Raw genomic sequence first — 23,068 nt, 5'->3', positions numbered from 1 at the left:
TCGTCAGGCGTTCTCAATGACATTCTTATTCTTAACGAAATAATCGATTCCCGAATACACCGTAATGATGGCGGCTGCCCAACTGATAAGCACGTCAAACGGCAGCCCGACTAACGAAAACGGGAAATTATTCAGCAGCAAATCGACGATCATCGCGATTTGAATGCCCGTCTTCCACTTCCCCCATGCGCTCGCGGCCATAACCGTACCCTCGAGCAAGGCGACCTGACGCAGACCTGTAACCGCAAACTCGCGGGAAATAATAACGATCGCGATCCACGCGTCCAGCTTCTGCATCTCCACGAGCGAAATCAACACCGCCGCTACAAGCAATTTGTCCGCCAACGGATCCAGCAGCTTGCCAAGATTCGTCACCAGTTTGCGGGAACGCGCGATGTACCCGTCCAATCCGTCCGTGCTGGCGGCGACAATGAAAATAAAAGCGGCTATCAACTGATTGTATGTAATGGAGAAGCTCTCGATCCGCAGTTCCGGAAGAGGCAGCTCCACCAATAAGAAAAACATGATGATGGGGACGAGAAAAATACGCGCCAATGTGATTCGGTTCGGCAAATTCATGCGGAAACACCAACGCCCGACAAGTCGAATTCCAACGAATGCGTAATGCGCACTTTCTGTAAACGCCCTATCTCCGGCTTGCATCCGGTTACGTATACTTCCCCGTCGATTTCAGGAGCGTCGTATTGCGATCTGCCGATATATACGTCATTTCGCCCGTCGTAACGTTCGATCAACACGTCGATTTGCTTGCCGATAAACCGACCGTTCGCTTCCTTCGCTACTTCCCGCTGCACTTCCATTAACGTCGTCGCCCTGTATTCCTTGACTTCTTCCGGAACCTGGTCCGGCAAACGGGAAGCAGGCGTATCTTCCTCTTGCGAATAAGCGAATACGCCGAGACGGTCGAATTTCATTTCGCGGACAAACTCCACAAGCCGCTCGAAATCTTCATCCGTTTCGCCGGGAAATCCGACGATCATCGATGTGCGCAGCACGGCATCCGGAATACGCTCGCGAATGCGGGCGACCAGCTCGCGGACGTCCCTTTGGCGGCCGGGACGCCGCATCCGCTTCAGCACGCGGTCTTCGCTATGCTGCAGCGGCATGTCGATATATTTGCAAATCTTCGGATTTTCCGCAATCGTATCGATCAATTCGTCGGTGAAAAATCCAGGGTACGCATAATGGAGGCGAACCCATTCGATGCCCGGCACTTCGCTCACCCGGTTCAACAACGTCGGCAGCATGAACCCGTCGTACAGATCGGTCCCATAGTTCGTAGAGTCTTGCGCGATGAGCGAAATTTCTTTCACTCCTTGTTCCGCAAGCGACGCCACTTCCGAAAGGATCGACTCCATGGATCGGCTGCGGAAAGCGCCGCGCATGATCGGAATCGAACAAAACGTACATGCGTTGTCGCAGCCTTCCGCAATCTTGACGTACGCCGTGTATCGCGGAGTCGTCACTTTGCGGGGAAGCGCCTGATCGTAATTGAACACTGGATTACCAATGAGAATCGGCTTCTTACCGCGAAGCGCTTCATCGACAATATCGTTAATTTTATCGAAATCGCCCGTACCGACAATCCCGTCGATTTCCGGCATTTCCTTCATTAATTCCTCTTTATACCGCTGCGTCAAGCATCCCGAAACGATCAAAGCTTTCAGGTTGCCGGTTTGCTTCAGCTCGGCCATATCCAAAATCGTGTTCACGGACTCTTCCTTGGCCGCATCGATGAAACCGCATGTATTGACAATGATGACGGTCGCTTCCTCTTTATCATCAACAAGCGAATACCCCCGCTGCGCGACAAGGCCGGACATAATTTCCGAGTCCACCAAATTTTTCTCACAGCCGAGGGTGACCACTTTTATTTTCTCGGTCATGCTCTAAATCCCCCATTTTCACCTTTCAATCGAAGCCCATTATAATACAAGCGTTCCCAATGAGTCAAAAAGAAAACGTCCCCAAAAACCGCATTAGAAAGCCGTTTCAAGGGACGAAATGGATCGCAAGGCAGCTATTTCATATTAACGAACTGCAGATCGAGAGGCAAGTCAGCGCCGCGGAGCATAGCGATGACCGATTGCAGATCGTCCTTGCTCTTGCCGCTCACGCGCAATTGATCGCCTTGAATTTGCGATTTTACTTTCAACTTGGAATCGCGAATCATGACGTTGATTTTCTTCGCGTCCTCTTGTCCGATACCTTGCTTCAACTTCACCCGCTGCCGAACGGTCCCTCCGGAAGCGGGTTCGACTTTGCCGAAATCCATATTTTTGATCGAAATGCCGCGCTTCGTCATCTTTCCTTGCAGAATGTCGATGACGCTCTTTAATTTATACTCATCGTCGGAGGCAATGACCAGTTCTTCTTTTTCCAGCTCTATATTGCTCTTGCTGCCCTTAAAATCGAACCGGGTCTCAATTTCCCTCATAGCTTGCGTAATCGCGTTGGACATTTCTTGCATGTCGACTTTGGATACGATATCGAAAGAATACTCGGACATCAACGACATTCTCCTTTCGTCAGCGGTGTTCTTTCTCACATTATATCAATGAAGTGCGGACTATGGCAAAACGCGGAAAAAAGACATCCTGCTCGAAGCGGATGTCTGGATGTATCGAAACAAATAATGTCAAGCTCTTTGTTCGCCGCTGTGCGCAGGCTCCCGAAACATGTCGAGAATGCCGAGCACGATATGCGCCAAGCCGAAACCGAAGATGCCGTAGCCCCAAGGGTCAGGGGTCAAATACCAGCCGAGCAGGCTCACTACGACACCTAATCCTGTAACGATCCAGCTTATTGTCATAGGGTTCCCTCGCTTTGAAGGTTTGTTATGTAACTTTACACTGCGTATGTTCTATATTGCCCATGACAATAAAAATTATTCAACTAAGAGGATGTTAGTTCGAACTGATATTTGCGAGGATCGGGCTCGGTTCCCAAATCGATGACAACTCCGTTGATCTTCAGCTCCATAGCGTTGGCGCGCCCTATGTTAATGTATATATTGTGATCGAATTCGGCACTGTACGTCTCGTCCTTGATCAATCTTTTCTGGTAAACATAGTCGCCGCTTTTGTAAGAGTCTTTCATGATACCGACCCAGCACTCGCTGCCTATCGTCTTCATTTCCACTTTAATCGTGGAGGCGTTCTTTACTTCAAACCGCTCCGCTTCTGCGCCTTTGACGCGGAATTTTTCAACGAATGCGACGTCCGCCTCGGGTTCCGGATCGGGCGTCTGCGTTTCGGGATCCGGCGTCACCGGTTCGGAATCCGGAGTTGCGTTGCCTTCCTCGCCGTCTCCTCCCGCCATCGGCCCATCCCCGGCGCCCTGCTCGGATTCGCGCTGATCGGTCAACGGTGTGTCGTCCATCACATTGTCTTTCGGCTGCAGCCCGTTCAAGGAAAAGTAATATATGACCCCCAATATGAGAAGGGGGAATGCGATCATCAGAACGACGGACGCCCATCTGCTCGTCCGTTCCGGCGCATTGACCGGGCGGCGCTTCATTCGGATCGGCTCGGCGGATTGTTCGGGCTCCGTCGCCGGAATTTCGTTCGCATAAAGACGCAGCACTTCGTCGGCATCCAACCCTACCGCTTCCGAATACTGCTTAATAAATGCTCTGGCGTAAAAATTGCCCGGTAAGATATCGTACTTGCCTTCCTCAATCGCTTCCAAGTACCGTTTGCGGATTTTGGTTCCTTCCTGAAGCTCTTCCAGCGTAATTCCTCGCTCCGTACGGGCTTTTCGCAGCAACTGTCCAAGGTCAGACACTAAAGCACCTCCCCGTCGTTGTTAGAATCCTTCGTAATTGGCGGTAAAAGATTCGTACGTAATTTCCTCATCCGGCGTATTTCGCAGTTCGATGATGCAATCGAACTTGTTATAATCAAACCCCGATTCCCGAACGAATATGTCGGGATGCTCGACAACCTTCGTGGAAGGCATGGCCATAATTTCTTGAAGAAGCACGTGGTGCTTTTCATTCGACCGGATCGTGCTTACAATTCCGTCGATTATGAATACGTTGTTCGGATTAAACTCGTCTTCGGACAGTTGGCTGCGCACCGTTTGACGGAGAAGCGTTGAAGAAACGAACGTCCACCGCTTATTCGCGCAAACGCTTCCCGCAATGATCGATTCCGTCTTCCCTACGCGAGGCATGCCGCGAAGGCCCACAACCTGGTTGCCTTCGCGCTTGAACAGCTCCCCAAGGAAGTCGACCAGCAAACCGAGCTCGTCCCGTGTGAACCGAAACGTCTTCCGGTCGTCCGAATCGCGTTCAATGTACCGGCCGTGGCGGACCGCCAAAATATCGACCAGCTTCGGCGCCCGCAAGGCGGTCACTGTTATATTGTCCACTTTCTTCAACATTTTACCCATCACTTCAATTTTTTCATCGTCATCTGTTTGAAGGAGCATGCCGCGCGTCTTATCTTCGACGCCGTTGATCGTTATAATATTAATTTCCAACATCCCCATAAGCGATGCAATGTCGCCGAGCAAACCGGGGCGGTTTTTGTGTATTTTATATTCCATGTACCATTGTTTCGGCTCCAGCGTGCTCACCTGCTTTTAGTTTTTTCAAGAATATTTCCGTTAAAGGACGTACCGCTTGCTTGAAAGCACTTCGATAGAAGTTATTGTTATCATATTCTGTATTTGCTGCGGACAGTCCGAGGCTTTCCTGATTTCGGGCATTCGATTACATTCTACATTTTTCGCTTATTTCCTGCCACTATTGTTGAAAAAGCAGAAAAGCCCCGATGGAGGGCCAGCGGTTCAGCCGAACCGGATCCATCGGAGCTTCTCGTAGCAGCTAGTCGACCATTTTCATCATGATGCCCGCCATCACATTTCGTTCGTTTTCGTCGCTGACGTCCCACATTTCTTTAAGAACCCGCTCTTCATCGTTTTTCGGATCGACGTTTTTCGACAAGAAATCGCCGATTTCCGTTGCGAGCTTCTTGATCGTCGATTCGCTCATTCCTGCCGCACGGGCGTTTTGTACGCGTTCGCCGAGAAACTGCTTCCATTTATCGTAAGTGCTTAATACGGTTGTCATGTGCTTCCTCCTCGTAAAGTGTGGTCATTCGTAATATTCGCGTTTGTCGAGAAGGTTATGCATGTTTCAATCCGCGCATCCGCGCAGGATGCGGGTTCCAATATTAAGTATGCCAACCGCCGTTGGGGGAAATGATTTGCCCGGTAATATACCCGGATTCGGGTAAAGCGAGAAAGTATACGAGCGAAGCGATTTCTTCCGGATGGGCGAACCGGCCGGCGGGTATGTCTTCGGCGATCGCCGCTTTCTCCGCCGTTTCGAAGCGGGCCATCATGGCCGTCTCCACCGGTCCTGGAGCGACGGCATTCACCGTCACTCCGGAAGGCGCCAGTTCTTTCGCAAGCGCCTTCGTGAAAGCGTTCATGCCGCCTTTCGCGGTGGAATATACCACTTCGCAAGACGCACCCGCGATGCCCCATACCGACGACACGTTCACGATACGCCCGTATTTTTGGGATACCATGTGCGGTATGAACGATTGGGTGCACAAGAACATCCCTTTCAAATTTACGTTCATGACGTTATCCCATTCTTCCTCGGTTACATCCGACAACATGCCGTAGTGGGCGATGCCCGCGTTGTTTACCAAAATATCGGGAATCATCCCATGTTTGGCAAGCTTCTCTTTCATTCTTTCAATTTGTTCCTTGGAACGCAAGTCGGCGGTTACCGTCAGCACATCCGTTCCGTGCTTTAAGCAGCGCCTCGCCGTCTCGTTCGCCGCTTCATGCGCACCCAAGTAATGGATGCCCACTTTCATTCCTACCGTGGCGAAACGCTCGGCAATGGCCGCGCCGATTCCGCGGCTTCCCCCTGTCACCAACACGGTCATTTCGCGCAGAGGTTTTAACATGAGCAGATCACTCGCTCTTTACAACGCAAACCGACATCCTCTCCCATTGAAAATGTTCCTTCAAACGCGCTTCTGCTTCTTCTGCCGTCACATTTTCATACAAGTGCAGCATATCGAACAAGTTCGTTCCGCGGAAACGATGCTTCGTAAATTCATTCGCGATCGCCTCAGGCGAGTTCAACATCCGGAAGTAACCGCCGATCTTCTTCTTGCGTGTTCTTTCGAACACTTCCTTCGGAATGCCCGCGCCGATCATTGCTTCCACCGCTTCGCGAATGCGTCTCGCCAACTCGTCGGGATCGCGCGTGTCGCCTCCGATGATGGAGAAGGCGTACTGCTCGCTGCAGTTGTATTCCGCGCCGAAGCTGTCCGTAATTAATTTGTCGTCGTACAATTGCTGATACAAGTCGGAACTCGGGCTAAACAAGATGTCGAACATCAGCTTCGTCACAATTTCTTGCCTAAGCAGCGGTTCACCGGTTATATCAGGGGCAGGCTCTTTAATGCCGAACAAGCATTTCGGCAGCGACACGGGCAGCGTAATATCCCGGCGGACATGCTTCACCTCCCGCTTCTCCTCGTCGAAGATGCGGCGTATTTCGCCCTGCGGCGCAAACTGTTTCTTCGCTTGGTTCTCTCTGACCAAATTCAACATCTCTTCCGGATCAACGCCGCCCACGATGAACAACGTCATGTTCGACGGATGATAAAAGGTGCGGTAACAACGAAACAGCGTTTCTTTCGTTATTTCGCCGATGGACTCGACCGTGCCCGCAATGTCGATGTGTACCGGGTGGATATGGTAAAGCGCGTCAATCAAGCCGAAATACACCCGCCAATCCGGATTGTCCTGATACATCTTGATTTCTTGGCCGATAATCCCTTTCTCTTTCTCCACATTCGCATCGGTGAAGTACGGATTTTGAACGAAATCGATGAGCGTCTCCACGTTTTCCTTGATATGATCCGTTGCCGAGAACAAATAAACCGTCCGGTCGAAACTCGTGAACGCATTGGAAGAGGCGCCTAACGAGGCGAACTTCGCAAAGATATCGCCTTCCGGTTCTTCGAACATTTTGTGCTCCAGGAAGTGGGCGATGCCGTCCGGAACCTTCTCCGGTTGTTCGTCTCCGACCGCAAAGTGATTGTCGACCGAGCCGTATTTGGTCGAGAACGTTGCATACGTCTTCGTGAAACCGGGCTTCGGCAGCACGAATACGCTCAATCCGTTGTCCAGCGTCTCCGAATAAACGGTTTCTTTCACGTGCGGGTACTCGTGTTTTTGCACGTTTATCCCTCCTTCCGGTCGCGCAAGAAATAAATCGTGTCCAACTTAACGCCATGGGCGAAGCTCACGATATCATCAACCGAAACCGAATCGACTTCGTTCCACAGTTCGTCCGCGGTCCGCGTCTTGCCCGATAACACCGTGTTAAAGTCGAACGCTATCGTTTCGTAGGCGTTATCGTTCAATTCCCGCAAGTGGTTTCTGATCATCGCCTTCGTCTGCCGGATTTCAAGCTCGGAAATATCGCCCGAAACCATCGCTTCCAACTGCTTGCGGATTATATCGACGGCTTTCTCGTAATTGGCGATTTCTATACCCGATTGAATCGTTATGATTCCTTTATGTCCGTCAAGACGGGAAGAAGCGTAATAAGCGAGGCTCGCCTTTTCCCGCACGTTCGTAAACAGCTTGGAATGCGGAAAGCTTCCAAGCACGCCGTTGTATACGAGTGCTGCCGGATAATTCGGATCGGCGTAAGCGGTCGGGGACCTGAGACCCATATTTAATTTGCCTTGACCGACATCCATTCGCTCCACTACGGTACGGACGTCATTAATATCCTTGGTCGTCCGGTTAAATGTATAACGGTCTTTCGCATTCGCGCCGCGTTCAAACGCGAAGACGTTGCCGATCAGCGACTTAACCTCGTCCATCGATGTATTTCCCACAACATATATATCGATGGGAGAACTGCCCAGCCAACTGCGGTACATATCGTACAGAGATTCGGAAGTGATGCCGGGCAGCGCTTCTTTCATCCCGAGCGGATGGAGACGGTACGGTTCGCCGGCACACATCTCTTCAATGCAGCGTTCGGCTGCATATCGTCCCTTATCGTTGACGATCGCCTCCAGCTTCTTCTGGACGGTATGTTTCTCCGCTTCCACATAACGCTCCACAAACCTGTTGTTTTCCAAAGCCGGCTTTGTCAAAGTCTCTCCGAGAAACGTCAGAGCCTGACTCAACAAGGAAGCGCCGGACGATACGAACTCGTCTTGAATGACGTCCATCCGGAAGTTGATGATTTGATAGTCGCCGCGCTTATAAATATCAAACCCGAACCCGGCGCCGTACATCGAGTCCAACGCTTCTCGGAACTGTTTCGTCTCCGGATAAGAAGCCGTTCCGCGGCGGAGCACGAACGGCGTCACCGCGATCGGCGTGACTGTGCGCTCTTCCAGGAGGTGCCCGATGAAAACTGAAATCGCAGTGGTTTTGTAACGATCGGTAGGCAGAACGTGCAACCGGATGCCCTTTACCGAATCCCGTTCAAACATAGTAGCGCTCATACGGTAACTCCTTCCAGTTCAATTTATCCTTTATTATATCCGATAATTCCTTGAAACGGAAAAGAAGCAACCGGAGCCGGTCGCTTCTTCTTCCCTAACGGCAGAAAATATGTTTTCCTATTCTTTTGTACTGAGGCCGGGACCAGATCCACTTCGACGTTGCGGTAACCGGATTGAAATAGTATATGCAGCCGTCGCTCGGGTCCCATCCGTTGAGCGCATCCTGAACCGCTTTAACGGACTCTGCGTCCGGAGTGAGCCAAATTTGGCCGTCCGCAACAGCCGTGAACGCGCCCGGCTGAAATATGACGCCGGACGGAGTATTCGGAAAGCTCGGATTATCCACACGATTCAAGATGACCGCGGCGACGGCCACTTTGCCGATGTACGGTTCCCCCCGCGCTTCACCGTGCACAGCGTTAGCCATCATCTTCAGGTCGTTGCTGGAAAACCCGCGGTGCGATGTCGTCGGCAGCTTGGCGGCCTTCTTAGGAGCGCCGCCTGCCTTCGGCTTTCCTGCCGCCTGCTCCCCCATGCCGGGTCTCCAATGTTTCGTCGCGTTATATAATTTTACTTTCGTCTTGCCGCCTACAACGCCATCCACTTTAAGACCGAACTCGCCTTGAAATCTTTTTACCGCCTTGAGCGTCCTGAAATCGAAATTGCCATTTACTTCTCCGGTGTAAAAACCGATGAGCTTCAACCGCCCTTGCAGCTCTCTGACGTCTTTACCCGCAGCGCCGTATTTAATCGTCGCCTTGCTGAACGTTTCTTCAACCCCGCTGTCCTGCTGCGATAATTTCGCTTGGAGGGTGAAGGCGAGTCCGACGACAAGACAGAGCGTCACAATTACCAGCCGAGTTCGCATGCGTCGTTTCAACCTTTCTCTGCAAGTTGTGGCATTCAATTACTTGTAGTATGAGAAAGGAGAAATTTTTCTATGCAAAATGTGTCCGGCGTATTCGAAACTACGAGCTTAGACGCCCCCCGCGGTATTGTTCGTGTGACAACAGCACTTCTCTCGGTTTACTGCCTTCGTACGGGCCGACGACGCCTTTGGACTCCATCTGGTCGATCAACCGGGCGGCTCTTGTGTAACCGATACGCATGCGCCGCTGCAAGAGCGAAACGGAAGCTTGTTTCGCTTCGAGCACGATGCCGACCGCTTGATCGAACAATTCGTCCAGGTCTTCTTCTTGTTCGTCCTGCGTTTCGCTTAGCTCCGGCACCATCTCTTCCTTGTACTGCGCTTTCTCTTGGTCACGGCAGAACGTTACGACCGCTTCGACTTCGCTGTCGGACAGGAAAGCGCCCTGCACGCGCATCGCTTTCGACGCTCCGACCGGCATAAACAGCATGTCACCGCGTCCGAGCAGCTTCTCCGCTCCAGCCATATCGAGAATCGTCCGCGAATCGACTTGGGAAGATACGCCGAATGCGATTCTCGACGGAATGTTCGCTTTAATAACGCCTGTAATAACGTCAACGGAAGGACGCTGAGTCGCTATGATAAGGTGTATGCCCGCCGCGCGCGCCATCTGTGCCAAACGGATAATCGCGTCTTCCACATCGCTTGCCGCGACCATCATCAAGTCTGCAAGCTCGTCCACAATAACGACAATGTAAGGCAGCTGCTCTTCGCCCTTCCCCGCCAACTGTGCGTTATAGCCTTCAATATTCCGCGTCCCCGATTTGGAGAACAATTCGTACCGCTTTTCCATCTCCAGCACGACTTTCTTCAACGCGAGCGACGCTCTGCGCGGATCGGTCACGACAGGTGCGAGCAGATGCGGAATTCCGTTGTATACGTTCAATTCGACCATCTTCGGGTCGATCATCAAAAACTTCACTTCATCCGGTTTTGCTTTATAAAGAACGCTTGTGATAATGCTGTTGATGCAGACGGACTTCCCTTGACCCGTAGCGCCGGCTACCAGCAAATGCGGCATCTTCGCCAAATTCGCGACGATCGGTTGGCCGGAAATATCCCGTCCGAGCGCTACCGTGAGCCGTGCATCCGACTCATGAAACGCCGACGTCTCCATTACTTCGCGCAGCGAGACGACCGACACTTCCGTGTTCGGCACCTCGATGCCGATCGCCGATTTGCCGGGAATCGGCGCTTCCATACGAATGTCCTTTGCGGCAAGCGCCAGCGCGATATCGTCCGTCAGCGAGACGATTCTGCTGACCTTGACGCCGATATCCGGCTGGATTTCGTAGCGGGTCACCGCCGGTCCTCTCACGACTTGCAGCACTTTCGTCCGCACGCCGAAGCTTTCGAGCGTAGCCTCAAGCTTGCGCGCGTTTTCTCTTGCCAGAATATCGGCGGACTCCCCGCCTTTGCCTCCGCCGGGTCTTGACAGCAGGTGGAACGGAGGCAGGCGGTACGGCGGACGCGCGGGCGCGGTCACGCCGGAAGCTTCCGCAGTCTCCCCCGGAGTCTCCGCGGCTTCATTCGCTTCATTGACTGCTCCCTTATGTTCCGTAAGCGGGGCTTCAACCGCAATGGCCGGTTCGTCTTCTCGGAAAGTATCCCTAACTTGATCGAAGAAATCGACAAAGACCGGTTCGTGAGGGTCATCCGTATGTTCCTGCCGCGCCGGTTCACCGATGGTTTCATCAGCGGGCTGGGAAACGTAAACGACCGTTTCCTCGGTAACGTCGTCAACGTCCCGGTCGCCGGCATCCGTCCGCTCAGCATCGTCTTTGCGTCCGGAATCGCCGCCGGAACCGAACCATTGGAAGAAGCGGGCTTTCTTCTTCTCTTTCTTCTTCGTCTCCGCCGGCTTCCATTTCTCCTCGTCAAATTCATCGTCAACATCGACAAGAGGGACCGACGTCTTCGCTTTGCGCTTCACAACGGCGGTGCCGGAGGATGCGCTTCCATTGCGCTGATGAAGCAGCAGCAGCGTCTCCTTCGCCCCTTCCCCCATCCTTGCGAACATTTTGCCGATGAATCGCTTGACCATACCCATAATGCGGACATACGACAATCCGGTAACGAGCAAGAATCCTACGGCATATAGCGCAATCTCAATAAGCTGGGCTCCCCAATGACCGAACAAAATGAAAAGCGCCGCAAACAATAAGCCGCCAATCATTCCGCCCCCGGCATCTTTCCCTTTGAATTCGATTCCATTGGGGGTCAAGTGAGTTTCGAGGCTGGTCCACGTCTGCGAGACGATCCAACCGGCCGTATAATTTCCTTCCGGAAGTAGCTGCTTAAATAAACCCGAATGAGAACTGATTAGCAGACCAAATAAAAAAAGCAGCGCTCCCGTATATTTCACGGACCACGATGACGGCCACGACCGTTTGATCATCAAATGATATACCGCTATGTAAATTAGGACCGCCGACAAAACAGGCTCATAATTGCCTACAGCGATCCGGAACAAGAAAGCGATCGATTTGCCGACCGAACCTTCCCGGGCGAGCGTGATGACCGAGAAAATAAGCAGCAGAATGCCGTATAATTCAAATTTGAGGTTGGAGGACATCGATTTTTTTCGTTTCTTTGACTTCGCCAACAACAAACACCCCCAGGAGAACATTATAACATCAGAAGGCAAGCAATTTAAACATATTTACTTCCTTCTGATGTTTCAACCAAACCTCCCATTATTCGCGGTCTCGCTTCCTTGAATGTACTTCGAAAGAGGTTTGGTTATAACATTGAAATTCATGAAGTTCATGCAATAACTGCATAATTTCAATGTTCAAACCAAACCTCCCTTTATTCGCGGTCTCGTTTCCTTGAATGTGCTTCGAAAGAGGTTTGGTTATAACATAGTTCTCCTGAGGTTCTCCATTTCCTTCCTCATTGCAGCGACGGAGTAAATTGAATGATGGATCCCGGCGCGTATTTTTCGTTCATGTAATCTTGAGGATTCGGAGAGATCAGTCTCACAATGCGGGCTTGGGCTTCCGACAACCTCTCGACCTGCATTGTAATACCGTTGAGCGTTATTTCTTGAGGGGCTTCCAGCTGTTCAATGCCTTCAAACACCTGTTCCAACGATAACGGGGTGTATAATATCAATGTGCCACCCCTCTCTGCGGCTTCACGCCTGTTTCACGGCGTTCCTCGATCCGGCGGTTGAGCTCTTTGATCGCTTCTCCCACGCCTCCGACAGCATCAATCAGGCCATACCTTACCGCTTCGGGTCCGATCACGGTCGTTCCGATATCGCGGGTAAGCTCGCCCGTCTTGAACATCAATTCCTTAAACTTGTCCTCCGTTATTCTTGAATGCGCCAGTACGAACCGAATGACGCGCTCCTGCATTTTGTCCAAATATTCGAATGTTTGAGGAACCCCGATGACCATACCGGTTAACCGGATCGGATGAATGGTCATCGTCGCCGTTTCCGCGATAAACGAATAATCCGAGCTTACGGCGATCGGCACTCCGATCGAATGGCCTCCTCCCAATACGAGTGTAACCGTCGGCTTGGACAAGGAGGATATCATCTCCGCGATGGCGAGCCCGGCTTCAACGTCTCCCCCAACCGTATTCAATATGACCAGCATTCCCTCGATGCGCTGGTTTTGTTCGGCAGCGACAAGCTGCGGGATAAGATGCTCGTACTTGGTCGTTTTATTTTGCGGCGGCAGAACGACATGCCCTTCGACTTGACCGATTATCGTCATGCAGTAAATATTGGACTGCTCCGCAGTCGGCGGATTTGTCGCACCCAGTGTGGTGATGTTTTCCGCTACCGCGCTCTTGCGTTCGCCGTACGGCTCCGGTTGCTCCGATTTCGGGCTGTTATTGTTGTAGTATCGTTCCAAGGCAGACCCTCCGTTCTGATTTCAGACCACATCAGTCCGTCATAGTATGAGAAGGAGAGCCGCAATTATTCAGCAGATGCACGAGCCTGCCGCTTTCGCCTGCTCTTTGCCCTGCCTAATATCAGAACCCCCGCCACGACAATAACGGTCAATCCCCACTTCAATACGGGCGAAGCGTCAAAGTAGCCTTCCAGCAACGGTTCGTCAACAATCATCTTTACCGCCGTCCAGGCAAGAACCCCCGCACCGATATATACGATTACCGGGAATCGCTCCACCCATCTTAAAATAAGGGTACTTCCCCAGATCACTATCGGCACGCTGATCAGCAATCCGATGACGACAAGCAAGAAGCTTCCGTGCGCCGCACCGGCCACCGCCAATACATTATCCATACCCATCACCGTATCGGCGATGACAATGGTTTTGATTGCCGCCCACATATTGGGGGCTGTTTCCACATTGTGATCTTTTTCCTCAATCAGCAATTTATAAGAAATCCAGATTAGGAAAATTCCTCCGATTAGCAGCAGCGCTGGAATCTTTAGTAACCAAACAACAGCCATCGTCAACAGGGATCTGATTGCAATAGCTCCGAAAGTGCCCCAAAAAATAACTCTTCTTTGCAATTCTTTAGGCAAATTGCGGGCTGCCAGGCCGATCACAATTGCGTTATCTCCAGCCAATACCAAATCTATAATGACAATTGACAATAATGCCGAGAAGAATTCCGCTGTCATGAAATCCATTGTATGGCCTCCTTCACGCGATTTCCTCCGTGCAAATCCAATCGTTGCGTTATATTCAGTTATATTCGACGACGGAGTTTTGATTATCTTGTGTCCGAAAAGCCGAGAAAATTCAAGACAGCCTGCTGCGGCATCGCTTGCAGCATGAATAAGCCTCCCCGGCGGTGTCCGGGGAGGCTCGCATTGCGTGACATGGTTAAGTTGCGTCGTGTTGTTTATACTTCCATGATGATCGGCAAAATCATCGGTCTTCTTCTGGTTTGTTCATATAAGAATCGTCCGAGCGCGTCTTTCACTTGCGTCTTTAGCGAAGCCCATTCGTTGACGTTCTCGTTCATCAGTTTCATCAGCGTGTTGGAAACGATTTTGTTCGCTTCTTCCAACAGCCCTTCCGACTCGCGCACGTAGACGAATCCGCGGGATATAATATCTGGACCGGACAAAATCTTGCCTTCTTGCTTGCTGAGCGTAACGACGACAACAAGTATACCGTCTTGAGACAGCAGCTTCCGGTCCCGCAGCACAATGTTCCCGACATCGCCGACGCCGAGTCCGTCGATAAGAACATTGCCTGCGGTTATTTTGTTACCTTTGCGGGCTATGCCGTTCTGAATCTCAACCGTATCTCCGATATCGCAAATAAAGATGTTGTCTTTATCCACGCCGACAGCTTCAGCCAGATTGGCGTGAAGGCGCAGCATGCGGTATTCGCCGTGGATCGGAATGAAATATTTCGGCTTCATCAAGTTGAGCATGAGCTTCAACTCTTCTTGGGCGCCGTGCCCGGAAACGTGAACTCCAGTGATGGAACCCGGTCCGTAGATAACGTGCGCCCCCAACCGGAACAATTCGTCGACGGTTCGTCCGACGTAGCGTTCGTTCCCCGGAATCGGAGTCGCAGCGATAATAACGGTGTCCCCCGGCAGTATGTCCACTTTCTTGTGAGTGGATCGAGCCATCCGCGTAAGAGCGGACATCGGTTCGCCTTGGCTTCCCGTAGATAAAATCACGACCCGGTCTGCCGGCAATTTGTTCACTTCTTCCGGTTCGATCAACATTCCTTCCGGAATATCCAAATAGCCGAGCTCGTTGGCGATATTTACCACGTTAACCATGCTTCGGCCGATAACCGTCACTTTCCGGTTGGTCAACATCGCGGCTTCAAACACCTGTTGAATGCGGTGTATGTTCGAAGCGAAAGTGGCGACGACCACGCGCTGCTCAGACCTGCGGAACACTTCGACCAACTCTTCGCCGACCGTCTTCTCGGACGGCGTAAATCCGGGCCGTTCTGCATTCGTGCTTTCCGACAGTAGGCACAGAACGCCCTTACTGCCGATTTCCGCCATGCGGTGAAGGTCGGCATATTGATCGTTCACCGGAGTTTGGTCGAATTTGAAGTCGCCCGTATGAACCACTACCCCCTCAGGGGTTTCAAGCGCAATACCGACTGAATCCGGAATGCTGTGGTTCGTTCGGAAGAACGACGCGCGAATAGCACCAAGGTCCAGGACGGAATTCGGATTGATCAGGATCCGTTTCGTTTCGCCGAGCAAGTTCGCTTCTTTCAACTTGTTTTCGATAAGGCCGAGCGTAAGCTTCGTTCCGTAAACCGGGACATTCAGATGCTTCAGTACATAAGGCAAGCCGCCGATGTGATCCTCGTGTCCGTGGGTGACAAGAATGCCTCTGACTTTCTCCCGGTTTTCGGTCAAAAACGAAATATCGGGGATGACGACGTCGATTCCGAGCATATCCTCTTCCGGAAATTTCAAACCCGAGTCGATGACGACAATATCATTGGCATACTGTACAACGTACATATTTTTTCCGATCTCGCCCACGCCGCCTAGAGCGAAAATCGTTAATTTCTCATTATTCTTTTTTGACAAATAAAGAACCTCCTTAAAATTATTGGCGACGATCTATATGAATACAAACCATGCCGATTAAGTAAAACAAACCGCACCAGTCACTTAGACACATTATACATGATCAAAAATAGGAAACTCAAGTCGGCGTGTTGAGCGCTGCGTTACCATTTAGAATTTCCCCATAAATCAAAAACGATGCCGTGAAGGATATGTTATACCCTCTCACGCGCATCGCTCAGTCGCGCACTTTTATTTCATAAATGCTTCGATAAATTTCGCTTCCACTTCCGTCACATCGACGAGAGGCAATCGTACGCCTCCGCAATCGACGCCTTTGCACTTTAACGCGTATTTGACGGGTACCGGATTCGGCACCCGATGAGGGCAGAAAAACAGCCCTTTGAATACAGGCATAAGCTGTGCGTGCAATCTGGCCGCCTCTTGCGGCCGACCCGACACATAAGCGTCGATCATCTCTTTCATGCCGCGTCCGGCGACATGGCTCGCAACGCTGACGATACCGTAGCCGCCGATACTTAACACCGGCAGCGTAAGACTATCGTCTCCGCTGTATAGACGAACGCCGTCGGGCAATCCGGCGATGATTTGCGACATTTGGTCCAAATCGCCGCTCGATTCTTTCATTGCCGCAATGTTTGGCAGCTGCGCCAATGAAAGGAACGTTTCGGGCAATATGTTGACTCCCGTTCGGGACGGTATGTTGTACAGCATGATCGGCAAACTTGTCGACTGGGCAATTGCCCGGAAGTGCGCCGCCAACCCTTCTTGGGAAGGACGGCTGTAATACGGAGCGACGAGCAGCAGGCCGTCGACGCCCAGTTTTTCAGCCTCTTGCGACAAGTGAGCGGAATGCTTGGTGTCGTTCGAGCCCGTTCCTGCGATCACTTTCACCCGCCCGCGGGCTTGCCGGAGGACGAAACCGAACAGCTCCAGCTTCTCCTCGTCAGTGAGCGTCGGCGATTCACCGGTTGTTCCGGCCACCACCAAGCTGTCCGTTTGCTGTTGTTCAATCAAGTAATCGACAAGGCGGGCGGTCCGATCCCAATCTATTTTCAGTTGGTCATCGAACGGTGTCACCATCGCCGTAACGAGTCTTCCGAAATCCACCATGCGTTCCTCCCTTGCGTCATGCCTGCCGATGTTTGCCGTCAAAAATGGGATGTTATGGGCTTATTTAAGTTAATTCTTTTATAAGTGCAATTGAAATTTCCGATGCAAAGCATTCACCGCTTTGCTAATATCGGTTCCGCGCACCAATACCCAAATCGTAGTGTTGGAGTCGGCCGATTGCAATATGCCGATATTTTCTTCCGTCAACGCTTCAATGATTGTGGCCATGACCCCCGGAACTCCGTTCATTCCGCCGCCGATTACGGATACTTTGGCGCAATCCTGCACGATCGCCGGTTTGAGACCGAGCTCCGCGAGCAAGGTTGCTGCTTTGTCGGCTTCGGAATCGAATACCGTGTAGGCGACACCGGACGGGGTAACGTTAATCAGATCGACGCTGATCCCGTGCTGCGCCATCGCTTTAAACACTCGCAGCTGCAAATCGTATTGTCCTTCCATCGCATGAACCGCCATCTGCGAAACGTTGGCCACGTGCGCAATACCCGTAATGAGCCGATCAGGCACGATATCTTTCGAGCGTTGGAGCGCTGCAGCGCCGGTCACCAACGTTCCTTCCGAATCGGAGAACGTCGAACGCACCCTGACCGGGATGTCTGCGGCCATCGCGATCTCAACCGCCCGCGGATGAATGACTTTCGCACCGTTGTTAGCCATGTTGCATATTTCCATATAACTCACTTTAACAAGAGGCTTGGCATCGGTTACGATGCGCGGGTCGGCAGTCAATACCCCGTCGACGTCGGTAAATATATCGACGCGTTCCGCGCGAAGCGCCGCGCCTAGCGCCGTGGCGGACGTATCGCTTCCGCCGCGGCCGAGAGTCGTAATGTCCCCGTTCGGCGCGCACCCTTGGAAACCTGTGACAACAACAACTTTCCCTTGATTTAAAAATTCCTCGATTCGATCTGTGCGAATGCCTGTAATTCTTGCATTCCCGTAATCGTAAGTCGTTTCTATTCCGGCTTGGCCGCCTGTCAGGGCGACCGACGAAACACCTCGGGATTCAAGCAAGCTGCAAAGAGCCGCGGCGGAAATCATTTCCCCGCAAGCAAGCAGCATGTCGCGTTCTCTAACCGGCAAACAATTGCCGTTCTCGTTGATCAACTGCAGCAGCGTGTCGGTGGCGTAAGGTTCTCCACGCCGACCCATCGCCGAGACAACGACCACCAAAGCGTATTGTTCGTCTATAGCGCGTCGAATATGTTTGATGGCGTGTTCCCTGGCTTCAGCCGTGGATAAGGAAGTTCCACCGAATTTCTGAACCAAGATGCGCAAAGTCAGTATCTCCTTCCGACTAGAACTGAATGACCCGGTACGCCAATGTATGCGGTTGTCGTTCGCCGGATGACGAACGTTCTTGCAGCTTTTTATTTGCCCTTCGAAGCGATTATTTCCGCTATTTGAATCGCGTTCCAAGCCGCGCCTTTCAATAAGTTGTCGGAGACGATCCACATGTTGAGCGCTTTCGGCTCGTTCAAATCTTTCCGGAGACGGCCTACAAACACGTCCGGTTTACCGGCTGCCTTCGTCGCCAACGGGTACAGCTGCTGCTCGGTGTCGTCTTCAACCACGACGCCGGGAGCGCTTGACATAATCGAGCGCGCTTCTTCGAGGTCGAAATCGTTCTTGAATTCGACATATACGGATTCCGAGTGGCCGTACAATACGGGGATTCGAACGCAAGTTGCGGTCACTTGTATCGATTCGTCCCCCATAATCTTCTTCGTCTCGCGGATCATCTTCATCTCTTCGAGTGTAAAGCCGTTCTCTTGGAACTTGTCGATTTGCGGAATCGCGTTAAACGCGATTTGGTATTTGACCGGCAGAGACGATACCGGAAGCACGTTCGGATTCACTTCATCCCCGTCCAGAACGGCCTTCGTCTGGCGAAGCGTCTCTTGTACGGCTGTCGCGCCTGCGCCGGACACCGCTTGATATGTGGAAACAATGATTTTCGATATGCGGTAGCGATCGTGAAGCGGCTTGAGTGCGGCAACCATCTGAATTGTGGAGCAATTCGGGTTAGCAATAATACCCTTGTGTTCGTCGATTTTTTCGGGATTCACTTCCGGGACGACAAGCGGCACTTCCTGATCCATTCGATAGGCGTTGGTGTTATCTATGCATACGGACCCATGCTTCACGGCATGAGGTATCAGTGCGCGGCTTACATCGCCTCCGGCACTAAACAAGGCGATATCAACGCCCTTGAAACTGTCAGGCGCCGCTTCTTCCACCGTCACATCCTGTCCGCGGAACGGAATCTTCTTTCCGGCCGAGCGGGCGGAAGACAAAAACTTCAATTGATTGATCGGAAAATTCCGTTCTTCCAACAATTTAATAATCTGTTCCCCTACAGCGCCGGTGGCCCCGACTACGGCAACGTTGAAACGTTTGGCTTCCGACATGCGTCTCTCTCCTCTACCATTCAGATACGGCGGCCTAATGTCCCGGAGAGTCCGTGTAGGAGCTCTTAGGATTGCTGATACTGGATCAGCATGGGTTGCAGCTGCCTGCCTTCCAACGCGGCTTCGCACGTCTCCATCACCAAATCCATGCGCGCGACAAGCGAATTCGGTTTCTTGCTCGGCGCGTCTTGACCGAACGGCACGAAATAGATGTTCTTTGTGATGAGCAATTTGGCAATATTAAAGCTGTTTAACCCCAGGCCGTCGTTTGTGGATATGGCCAGCACCAGCGGCCTTCCGTTTCGCATTTGCGCTTTGGCGGCCATGAGCACAGGGCTTTCCGTCATGGCGTTCGCCAGCTTGCTGGTCGTGTTTCCCGTGCAAGGAGCTATGACAAGAACATCCAGCTTCTTGGAAGGACCGAGAGGCTCGGCATCCACAATTGTAGAAATAATATCATTTCCGGTTAGTTGTTTCAACTGGTTCTGCCAATCTTCGGCTTTGCCGAACCGCGTGTCCGTCGTAAGTACCGTATGCGATATAATAGGAATCACATTCGCCTTAGCATCGACGAAACGTTTCACTTGCGGCATCACTTCTTCCAAAGTGCAGTGCGAACCCGTTAACGCGTAACCGACCGTCTTGCCTTCCCAGTTCATTGTCCATTCCCCCGTTTCGCTGAATCTTCCATGAGCAACTGACTGACGACGGAGGCAATAATTCGGCCGGCCGTCTTTGGAGCCACGATTCCCGGAAGCCCTGGGGCCAGCATCGACTTAATACCGCGTTTCTCGGCAAACCGGAAATCGGTGCCTCCCGGCTTTGACGCAAGGTCGATAATGACGGTGCGCGGAGGCATCGCGGCGATCACTTGCGCGGTTATAATCAACGACGGCACCGTATTAAACAATAGGTCGGCATCCCCGACATGAGATTGCAAATCCCTCGTATGAAACGGCAGGAAACCCATCTCGAACGCACGTGCAAAATGTTCGTCGCGCCGCACCCCCACGAGCACCTTCGCGCCAAATCCCTGCAGCAGTCTCGCCATTGTTATGCCGGTTCTCCCAAATCCGGTCACAACGCAAACCGAACCGTGTATCGTGATGTCCGTGTGCTGCATGGCCAGCATTGCCGCGCCTTCCGCCGTGGGTATTGAATTGTAAATCGCTACGTCGTCGCGTTCGAACAATTCCACCAACTCGATTTCATATTTTGCGCATATTTTTTTTAAGTACGGTTTTGCCATTCCCGTATACACTTTGGCGTGTTTGGGGAGCCGGCTGATATGTGCTTCGGTAAGCTTCAGTTCCCGCGAAGAGAACACGGCATCGACCATCCCGTTGTCATCCGTTCCGACAGCCGGCAGAAGTATGGCGTCCTGTTCCGTAAAGACGGCTTCGCTCAACTCGGCGGATGTCGCCCCGCTGAAAGCTTGGCTTAAATTATCGAATCCGATCAGCGTTACTGAAGCGTCCAATTCAACCAGCCGCTTGATAACCTCCAACTGGCGGGCGTCTCCGCCGATGAAAGTAACATGCGTTCCGGTGAGCATCATAACACGCTCCTTTCAGTTCCCTGCAATATATAGCCATACTATGGCAAACGCCCAGAGTTGGTTACTCGTTCGAAGGGAAAAAAAGAAAAACCCGTCTTGCGACGAGTCATAAGATCTGTTGCCCACAATTTACAGACAAGCCTCTTTTTCAGCTTAAACAATAAAAGACGCCACGGACGGCGTCTTGAATCATTATGCAAAAGTATGTTCATGATACGCATCAGGTATGGCGGATCGCACAACGACCAATATGTCGATGTTACTTGCCCGTGTGCCCGAATCCGCCCGAACCGCGATCGGTGCTGTCCAACGAATCCGCTTCGGTCAACCGGATGTCGGGGACGGTTTGGAACACCATTTGGGCAATGCGCTCTCCCCGTTGAACGACGAACGGTTGCCCGCCTAGATTGATCAGCAGCACTTTCACTTCCCCCCGGTAATCGGCGTCGACCGTTCCCGGCGTATTCAAGCAGGTAATCCCGTGCTTCAAAGCCAAACCGCTGCGCGGACGTATTTGTGCCTCCAAACCGATTGGCATCGAAAGAGCAAAGCCGGTCGGAATTAACGCGCGTTCCCCCGGCTCTATCGTTACCGGTTCGGCAACGGCCGCATAGATATCGTACCCGCTTGCGCCCGCCGACATCTTCGCGGGAAGCGGAACGTCTTCATTCCCCTGCAGCTTCCGTATCGAGACATCAATGAGCAAACCGATCCCTCCATTTCAACAACGCTTTATCCGAATTTCCGACCATCGCCGTCGCGCATGGCCCAGTAAACAGACGGTCCGCCAATATCTTAACGTCTTCCATGGTGACATTCTCGATCTTTTCAATTAATTCGTCCAGCGAATAATGGCGGCCGAGCATCAACTCGTTCTTCCCGTTGCGCGTCATCCGGCTGCTGGTGCTTTCCAAACCGAGAATCAAACTGCCTTTCAACTGCTCTTTCCCTTTCCGGAGCTCTTCTTCCGTAATCCCTTTGCCGCGGATGTCGTTTAGCAGATCGAACGTGACCTCCAATACTTCCGCCGTTTGTTTCGGTGCGGTCCCGGCATAGACGGTGAAGATGCCGCTATCGATATGGGACGTATGGTAAGAGTAAACGGAGTATGCCAGACCGCGCTTTTCGCGAATTTCTTGGAACAGCCGGGAGCTCATTCCCCCGCCGATCGTATTGTTGAGCAAAATCATAGGGTACAATAGCGAATCTTCGAGCGAACACCCCGGCAGCGAAATGCAAATATGGTTTTGCTCCGTCTTCTTGCGATGAAACTCGTGAAGACCCAAAAACTCCGGAGCCTGCACATACGCCGAGGAATCGCGGCTTCCGTATGATCCGAAATGCTTTTCAAACAGGTCGAGCAGCGAATCCCCGATGTTTCCAGCTGCGCTAAGAACAATGGATTCGGTCCCGTAATGACTGCCAATATATTTTCGGAGATCGTCCGGCTTCATCGGCAGCAAATTGGATTCCGAGCCTAAAATCGGAAATCCGAGCGGGTGGCCGCCGTAAGCCGCTTTCGCAATCATGTCGTGGACAAGATCGTCCGGAGTATCTTCGTACATCGAAATTTCTTCGATAATGACGTTCTTCTCTTTCGAAAGCTCGTTTTCCGCCAACTGCGAGCGGAGGAACATGTCAGCAAGCACGTCTACGGCGATCGGCACATGCTCATCCAACACTTTGGCATAGTAGCAAGTATACTCTTTCGAAGTGAACGCATTGACGTTCCCTCCGATTCCGTCGAACACATCGGCGATATCTTTTGCGGAAAACCGGTTGGTTCCCTTAAACAACATATGTTCGATGAAGTGGGAAATCCCGTTGTTCGTCGTATCCTCGTTGCGCGATCCGGCTTTCACCCATATTCCGAAAGAAACCGAGCGGCTCGTCGGAATATTTTCCAACACCACCCGGATTCCGTTGCTAAGCTGTTTCTTTTCCACCTGGACGCCTCCTGATTTGGCGTTATATGTAATACTTCCTGATATTATAAAAAAAC

Annotated in this window: 23 protein-coding genes; all 23 read right to left on the bottom strand. The window is 51.9% G+C overall.

Annotated elements, in window-relative coordinates:
- Positions 1-3: 3 nt before the first annotated feature.
- The 23 genes from pgsA to JET16_RS27050 all read right to left on the bottom strand — a co-directional run bounded on the left by pgsA (position 4) and on the right by JET16_RS27050 (position 23,012).
- Entirely contained in the window at positions 4-579 is a 576-nt protein-coding gene (pgsA, locus tag JET16_RS27160) for a CDP-diacylglycerol--glycerol-3-phosphate 3-phosphatidyltransferase (protein ID WP_199623405.1), read from the bottom strand.
- Positions 576-1,907, bottom strand: coding sequence for a 30S ribosomal protein S12 methylthiotransferase RimO (rimO, locus tag JET16_RS27155; RefSeq protein WP_199623402.1), 1,332 nt, complete (start codon positions 1,905-1,907; stop codon positions 576-578). Before rimO ends, pgsA begins: the two co-directional genes overlap by 4 nt.
- Positions 1,908-2,041: 134 nt before the next feature.
- Positions 2,042-2,533: a YajQ family cyclic di-GMP-binding protein gene (locus tag JET16_RS27150; RefSeq protein ID WP_199623388.1), complete on the bottom strand. Its 492-nt coding sequence runs from the start codon at positions 2,531-2,533 to the stop codon at positions 2,042-2,044.
- Between the two features lie 126 nt (positions 2,534-2,659).
- On the bottom strand, positions 2,660-2,833 hold the full coding sequence (locus JET16_RS27145; protein ID WP_199623385.1) for a hypothetical protein: 174 nt from the start codon (positions 2,831-2,833) through the stop codon (positions 2,660-2,662).
- Between the two features lie 83 nt (positions 2,834-2,916).
- Positions 2,917-3,807 carry a helix-turn-helix domain-containing protein gene (locus JET16_RS27140; RefSeq protein ID WP_199623382.1) on the bottom strand — a complete coding sequence of 297 codons (891 nt, stop codon included), beginning with the start codon at positions 3,805-3,807 and terminating at the stop codon, positions 2,917-2,919.
- 21 nt (positions 3,808-3,828) lie between these two features.
- Positions 3,829-4,572 (bottom strand): DUF3388 domain-containing protein, encoded by a 744-nt coding sequence (locus tag JET16_RS27135; protein ID WP_199623379.1) that lies wholly within the window; start codon positions 4,570-4,572, stop codon positions 3,829-3,831.
- Positions 4,573-4,852: 280 nt separating this feature from the next.
- Positions 4,853-5,098, bottom strand: coding sequence for a DUF3243 domain-containing protein (locus JET16_RS27130; protein WP_199623376.1), 246 nt, complete (start codon positions 5,096-5,098; stop codon positions 4,853-4,855).
- Between the two features lie 103 nt (positions 5,099-5,201).
- Positions 5,202-5,951 carry an elongation factor P 5-aminopentanone reductase gene (ymfI, locus tag JET16_RS27125; protein ID WP_199623374.1) on the bottom strand — a complete coding sequence of 250 codons (750 nt, stop codon included), beginning with the start codon at positions 5,949-5,951 and terminating at the stop codon, positions 5,202-5,204.
- 7 nt (positions 5,952-5,958) lie between these two features.
- Positions 5,959-7,239 carry an EF-P 5-aminopentanol modification-associated protein YfmH gene (gene yfmH, locus JET16_RS27120; RefSeq protein WP_199623371.1) on the bottom strand — a complete coding sequence of 427 codons (1,281 nt, stop codon included), beginning with the start codon at positions 7,237-7,239 and terminating at the stop codon, positions 5,959-5,961.
- Positions 7,240-7,241: 2 nt separating this feature from the next.
- Positions 7,242-8,528 carry an EF-P 5-aminopentanol modification-associated protein YfmF gene (gene yfmF / locus JET16_RS27115; RefSeq protein WP_199623368.1) on the bottom strand — a complete coding sequence of 429 codons (1,287 nt, stop codon included), beginning with the start codon at positions 8,526-8,528 and terminating at the stop codon, positions 7,242-7,244.
- 94 nt (positions 8,529-8,622) lie between these two features.
- On the bottom strand, positions 8,623-9,396 hold the full coding sequence (gene sleB, locus JET16_RS27110) for a spore cortex-lytic enzyme (protein WP_199623365.1): 774 nt from the start codon (positions 9,394-9,396) through the stop codon (positions 8,623-8,625).
- Positions 9,397-9,496: 100 nt separating this feature from the next.
- Positions 9,497-12,061, bottom strand: a complete 2,565-nt coding sequence (locus tag JET16_RS27105) for an FtsK/SpoIIIE family DNA translocase (RefSeq protein WP_233532331.1) — start codon at positions 12,059-12,061, stop codon at positions 9,497-9,499.
- A 290-nt stretch (positions 12,062-12,351) separates the two neighbouring features.
- On the bottom strand, positions 12,352-12,573 hold the full coding sequence (locus JET16_RS27100; protein WP_199623362.1) for a YlzJ-like family protein: 222 nt from the start codon (positions 12,571-12,573) through the stop codon (positions 12,352-12,354).
- Positions 12,570-13,325, bottom strand: a complete 756-nt coding sequence (locus JET16_RS27095) for a ClpP family protease (protein WP_233532329.1) — start codon at positions 13,323-13,325, stop codon at positions 12,570-12,572. The genes JET16_RS27100 and JET16_RS27095 overlap by 4 nt, the downstream gene beginning before the upstream one ends.
- Positions 13,326-13,390: 65 nt before the next feature.
- Positions 13,391-14,074 carry a TerC family protein gene (locus JET16_RS27090; protein WP_199623346.1) on the bottom strand — a complete coding sequence of 228 codons (684 nt, stop codon included), beginning with the start codon at positions 14,072-14,074 and terminating at the stop codon, positions 13,391-13,393.
- 215 nt (positions 14,075-14,289) lie between these two features.
- On the bottom strand, positions 14,290-15,966 hold the full coding sequence (locus JET16_RS27085; protein WP_199623343.1) for a ribonuclease J: 1,677 nt from the start codon (positions 15,964-15,966) through the stop codon (positions 14,290-14,292).
- A gap of 231 nt (positions 15,967-16,197) precedes the next feature.
- The gene (dapA, locus tag JET16_RS27080) at positions 16,198-17,079 is read right to left on the bottom strand and encodes a 4-hydroxy-tetrahydrodipicolinate synthase (protein ID WP_199623340.1); all 882 of its coding nucleotides are present in this window, start codon (positions 17,077-17,079) and stop codon (positions 16,198-16,200) included.
- Between the two features lie 78 nt (positions 17,080-17,157).
- On the bottom strand, positions 17,158-18,375 hold the full coding sequence (gene dapG / locus JET16_RS27075) for an aspartate kinase (RefSeq protein ID WP_199623334.1): 1,218 nt from the start codon (positions 18,373-18,375) through the stop codon (positions 17,158-17,160).
- Positions 18,376-18,467: 92 nt separating this feature from the next.
- On the bottom strand, positions 18,468-19,508 hold the full coding sequence (locus JET16_RS27070) for an aspartate-semialdehyde dehydrogenase (RefSeq protein ID WP_199623333.1): 1,041 nt from the start codon (positions 19,506-19,508) through the stop codon (positions 18,468-18,470).
- A gap of 65 nt (positions 19,509-19,573) precedes the next feature.
- Positions 19,574-20,167, bottom strand: coding sequence for a dipicolinate synthase subunit B (locus JET16_RS27065; protein ID WP_199623324.1), 594 nt, complete (start codon positions 20,165-20,167; stop codon positions 19,574-19,576).
- A complete protein-coding gene (gene dpsA / locus JET16_RS27060; protein WP_199623491.1) occupies positions 20,164-21,063 on the bottom strand; it encodes a dipicolinate synthase subunit DpsA in 900 nt (299 codons plus the stop codon). The genes JET16_RS27065 and dpsA overlap by 4 nt, the downstream gene beginning before the upstream one ends.
- 262 nt (positions 21,064-21,325) lie before the next feature.
- Positions 21,326-21,772 carry a dUTP diphosphatase gene (gene dut, locus JET16_RS27055; protein ID WP_199623310.1) on the bottom strand — a complete coding sequence of 149 codons (447 nt, stop codon included), beginning with the start codon at positions 21,770-21,772 and terminating at the stop codon, positions 21,326-21,328.
- Positions 21,762-23,012 (bottom strand): M16 family metallopeptidase, encoded by a 1,251-nt coding sequence (locus tag JET16_RS27050; protein WP_199623307.1) that lies wholly within the window; start codon positions 23,010-23,012, stop codon positions 21,762-21,764. The genes dut and JET16_RS27050 overlap by 11 nt, the downstream gene beginning before the upstream one ends.
- Positions 23,013-23,068 lie beyond the last annotated feature (56 nt).

The organism is Paenibacillus alkalitolerans (genome assembly GCF_016482785.1).
Taxonomy (GTDB): Bacteria; Bacillota; Bacilli; order Paenibacillales; family YIM-B00363; genus Paenibacillus_AE; species Paenibacillus_AE alkalitolerans.
This window is presented reverse-complemented; position numbering and strand designations above follow the sequence as displayed.

Excerpts from the sequence above, each read along its gene's own strand:
- JET16_RS27070 (WP_199623333.1), bottom strand. The coding sequence starts at position 19,508 with ATGTCGGAAGCCAAACGTTTCAACGTTGCCGTAGTCGGGGCCACCGGC.
- rimO (WP_199623402.1), bottom strand. The coding sequence starts at position 1,907 with ATGACCGAGAAAATAAAAGTGGTCACCCTCGGCTGTGAGAAAAATTTG.
- JET16_RS27135 (WP_199623379.1), bottom strand. The coding sequence starts at position 4,572 with ATGGAATATAAAATACACAAAAACCGCCCCGGTTTGCTCGGCGACATT.
- JET16_RS27130 (WP_199623376.1), bottom strand. The coding sequence starts at position 5,098 with ATGACAACCGTATTAAGCACTTACGATAAATGGAAGCAGTTTCTCGGC.
- JET16_RS27090 (WP_199623346.1), bottom strand. The coding sequence starts at position 14,074 with ATGGATTTCATGACAGCGGAATTCTTCTCGGCATTATTGTCAATTGTC.
- JET16_RS27145 (WP_199623385.1), bottom strand. The coding sequence starts at position 2,833 with ATGACAATAAGCTGGATCGTTACAGGATTAGGTGTCGTAGTGAGCCTG.
- pgsA (WP_199623405.1), bottom strand. The coding sequence starts at position 579 with ATGAATTTGCCGAACCGAATCACATTGGCGCGTATTTTTCTCGTCCCC.
- ymfI (WP_199623374.1), bottom strand. The coding sequence starts at position 5,951 with ATGTTAAAACCTCTGCGCGAAATGACCGTGTTGGTGACAGGGGGAAGC.
- dapA (WP_199623340.1), bottom strand. The coding sequence starts at position 17,079 with ATGGTGGATTTCGGAAGACTCGTTACGGCGATGGTGACACCGTTCGAT.
- dpsA (WP_199623491.1), bottom strand. The coding sequence starts at position 21,063 with ATGCTCACCGGAACGCATGTTACTTTCATCGGCGGAGACGCCCGCCAG.
- JET16_RS27065 (WP_199623324.1), bottom strand. The coding sequence starts at position 20,167 with ATGAACTGGGAAGGCAAGACGGTCGGTTACGCGTTAACGGGTTCGCAC.
- sleB (WP_199623365.1), bottom strand. The coding sequence starts at position 9,396 with ATGCGAACTCGGCTGGTAATTGTGACGCTCTGTCTTGTCGTCGGACTC.
- yfmF (WP_199623368.1), bottom strand. The coding sequence starts at position 8,528 with ATGAGCGCTACTATGTTTGAACGGGATTCGGTAAAGGGCATCCGGTTG.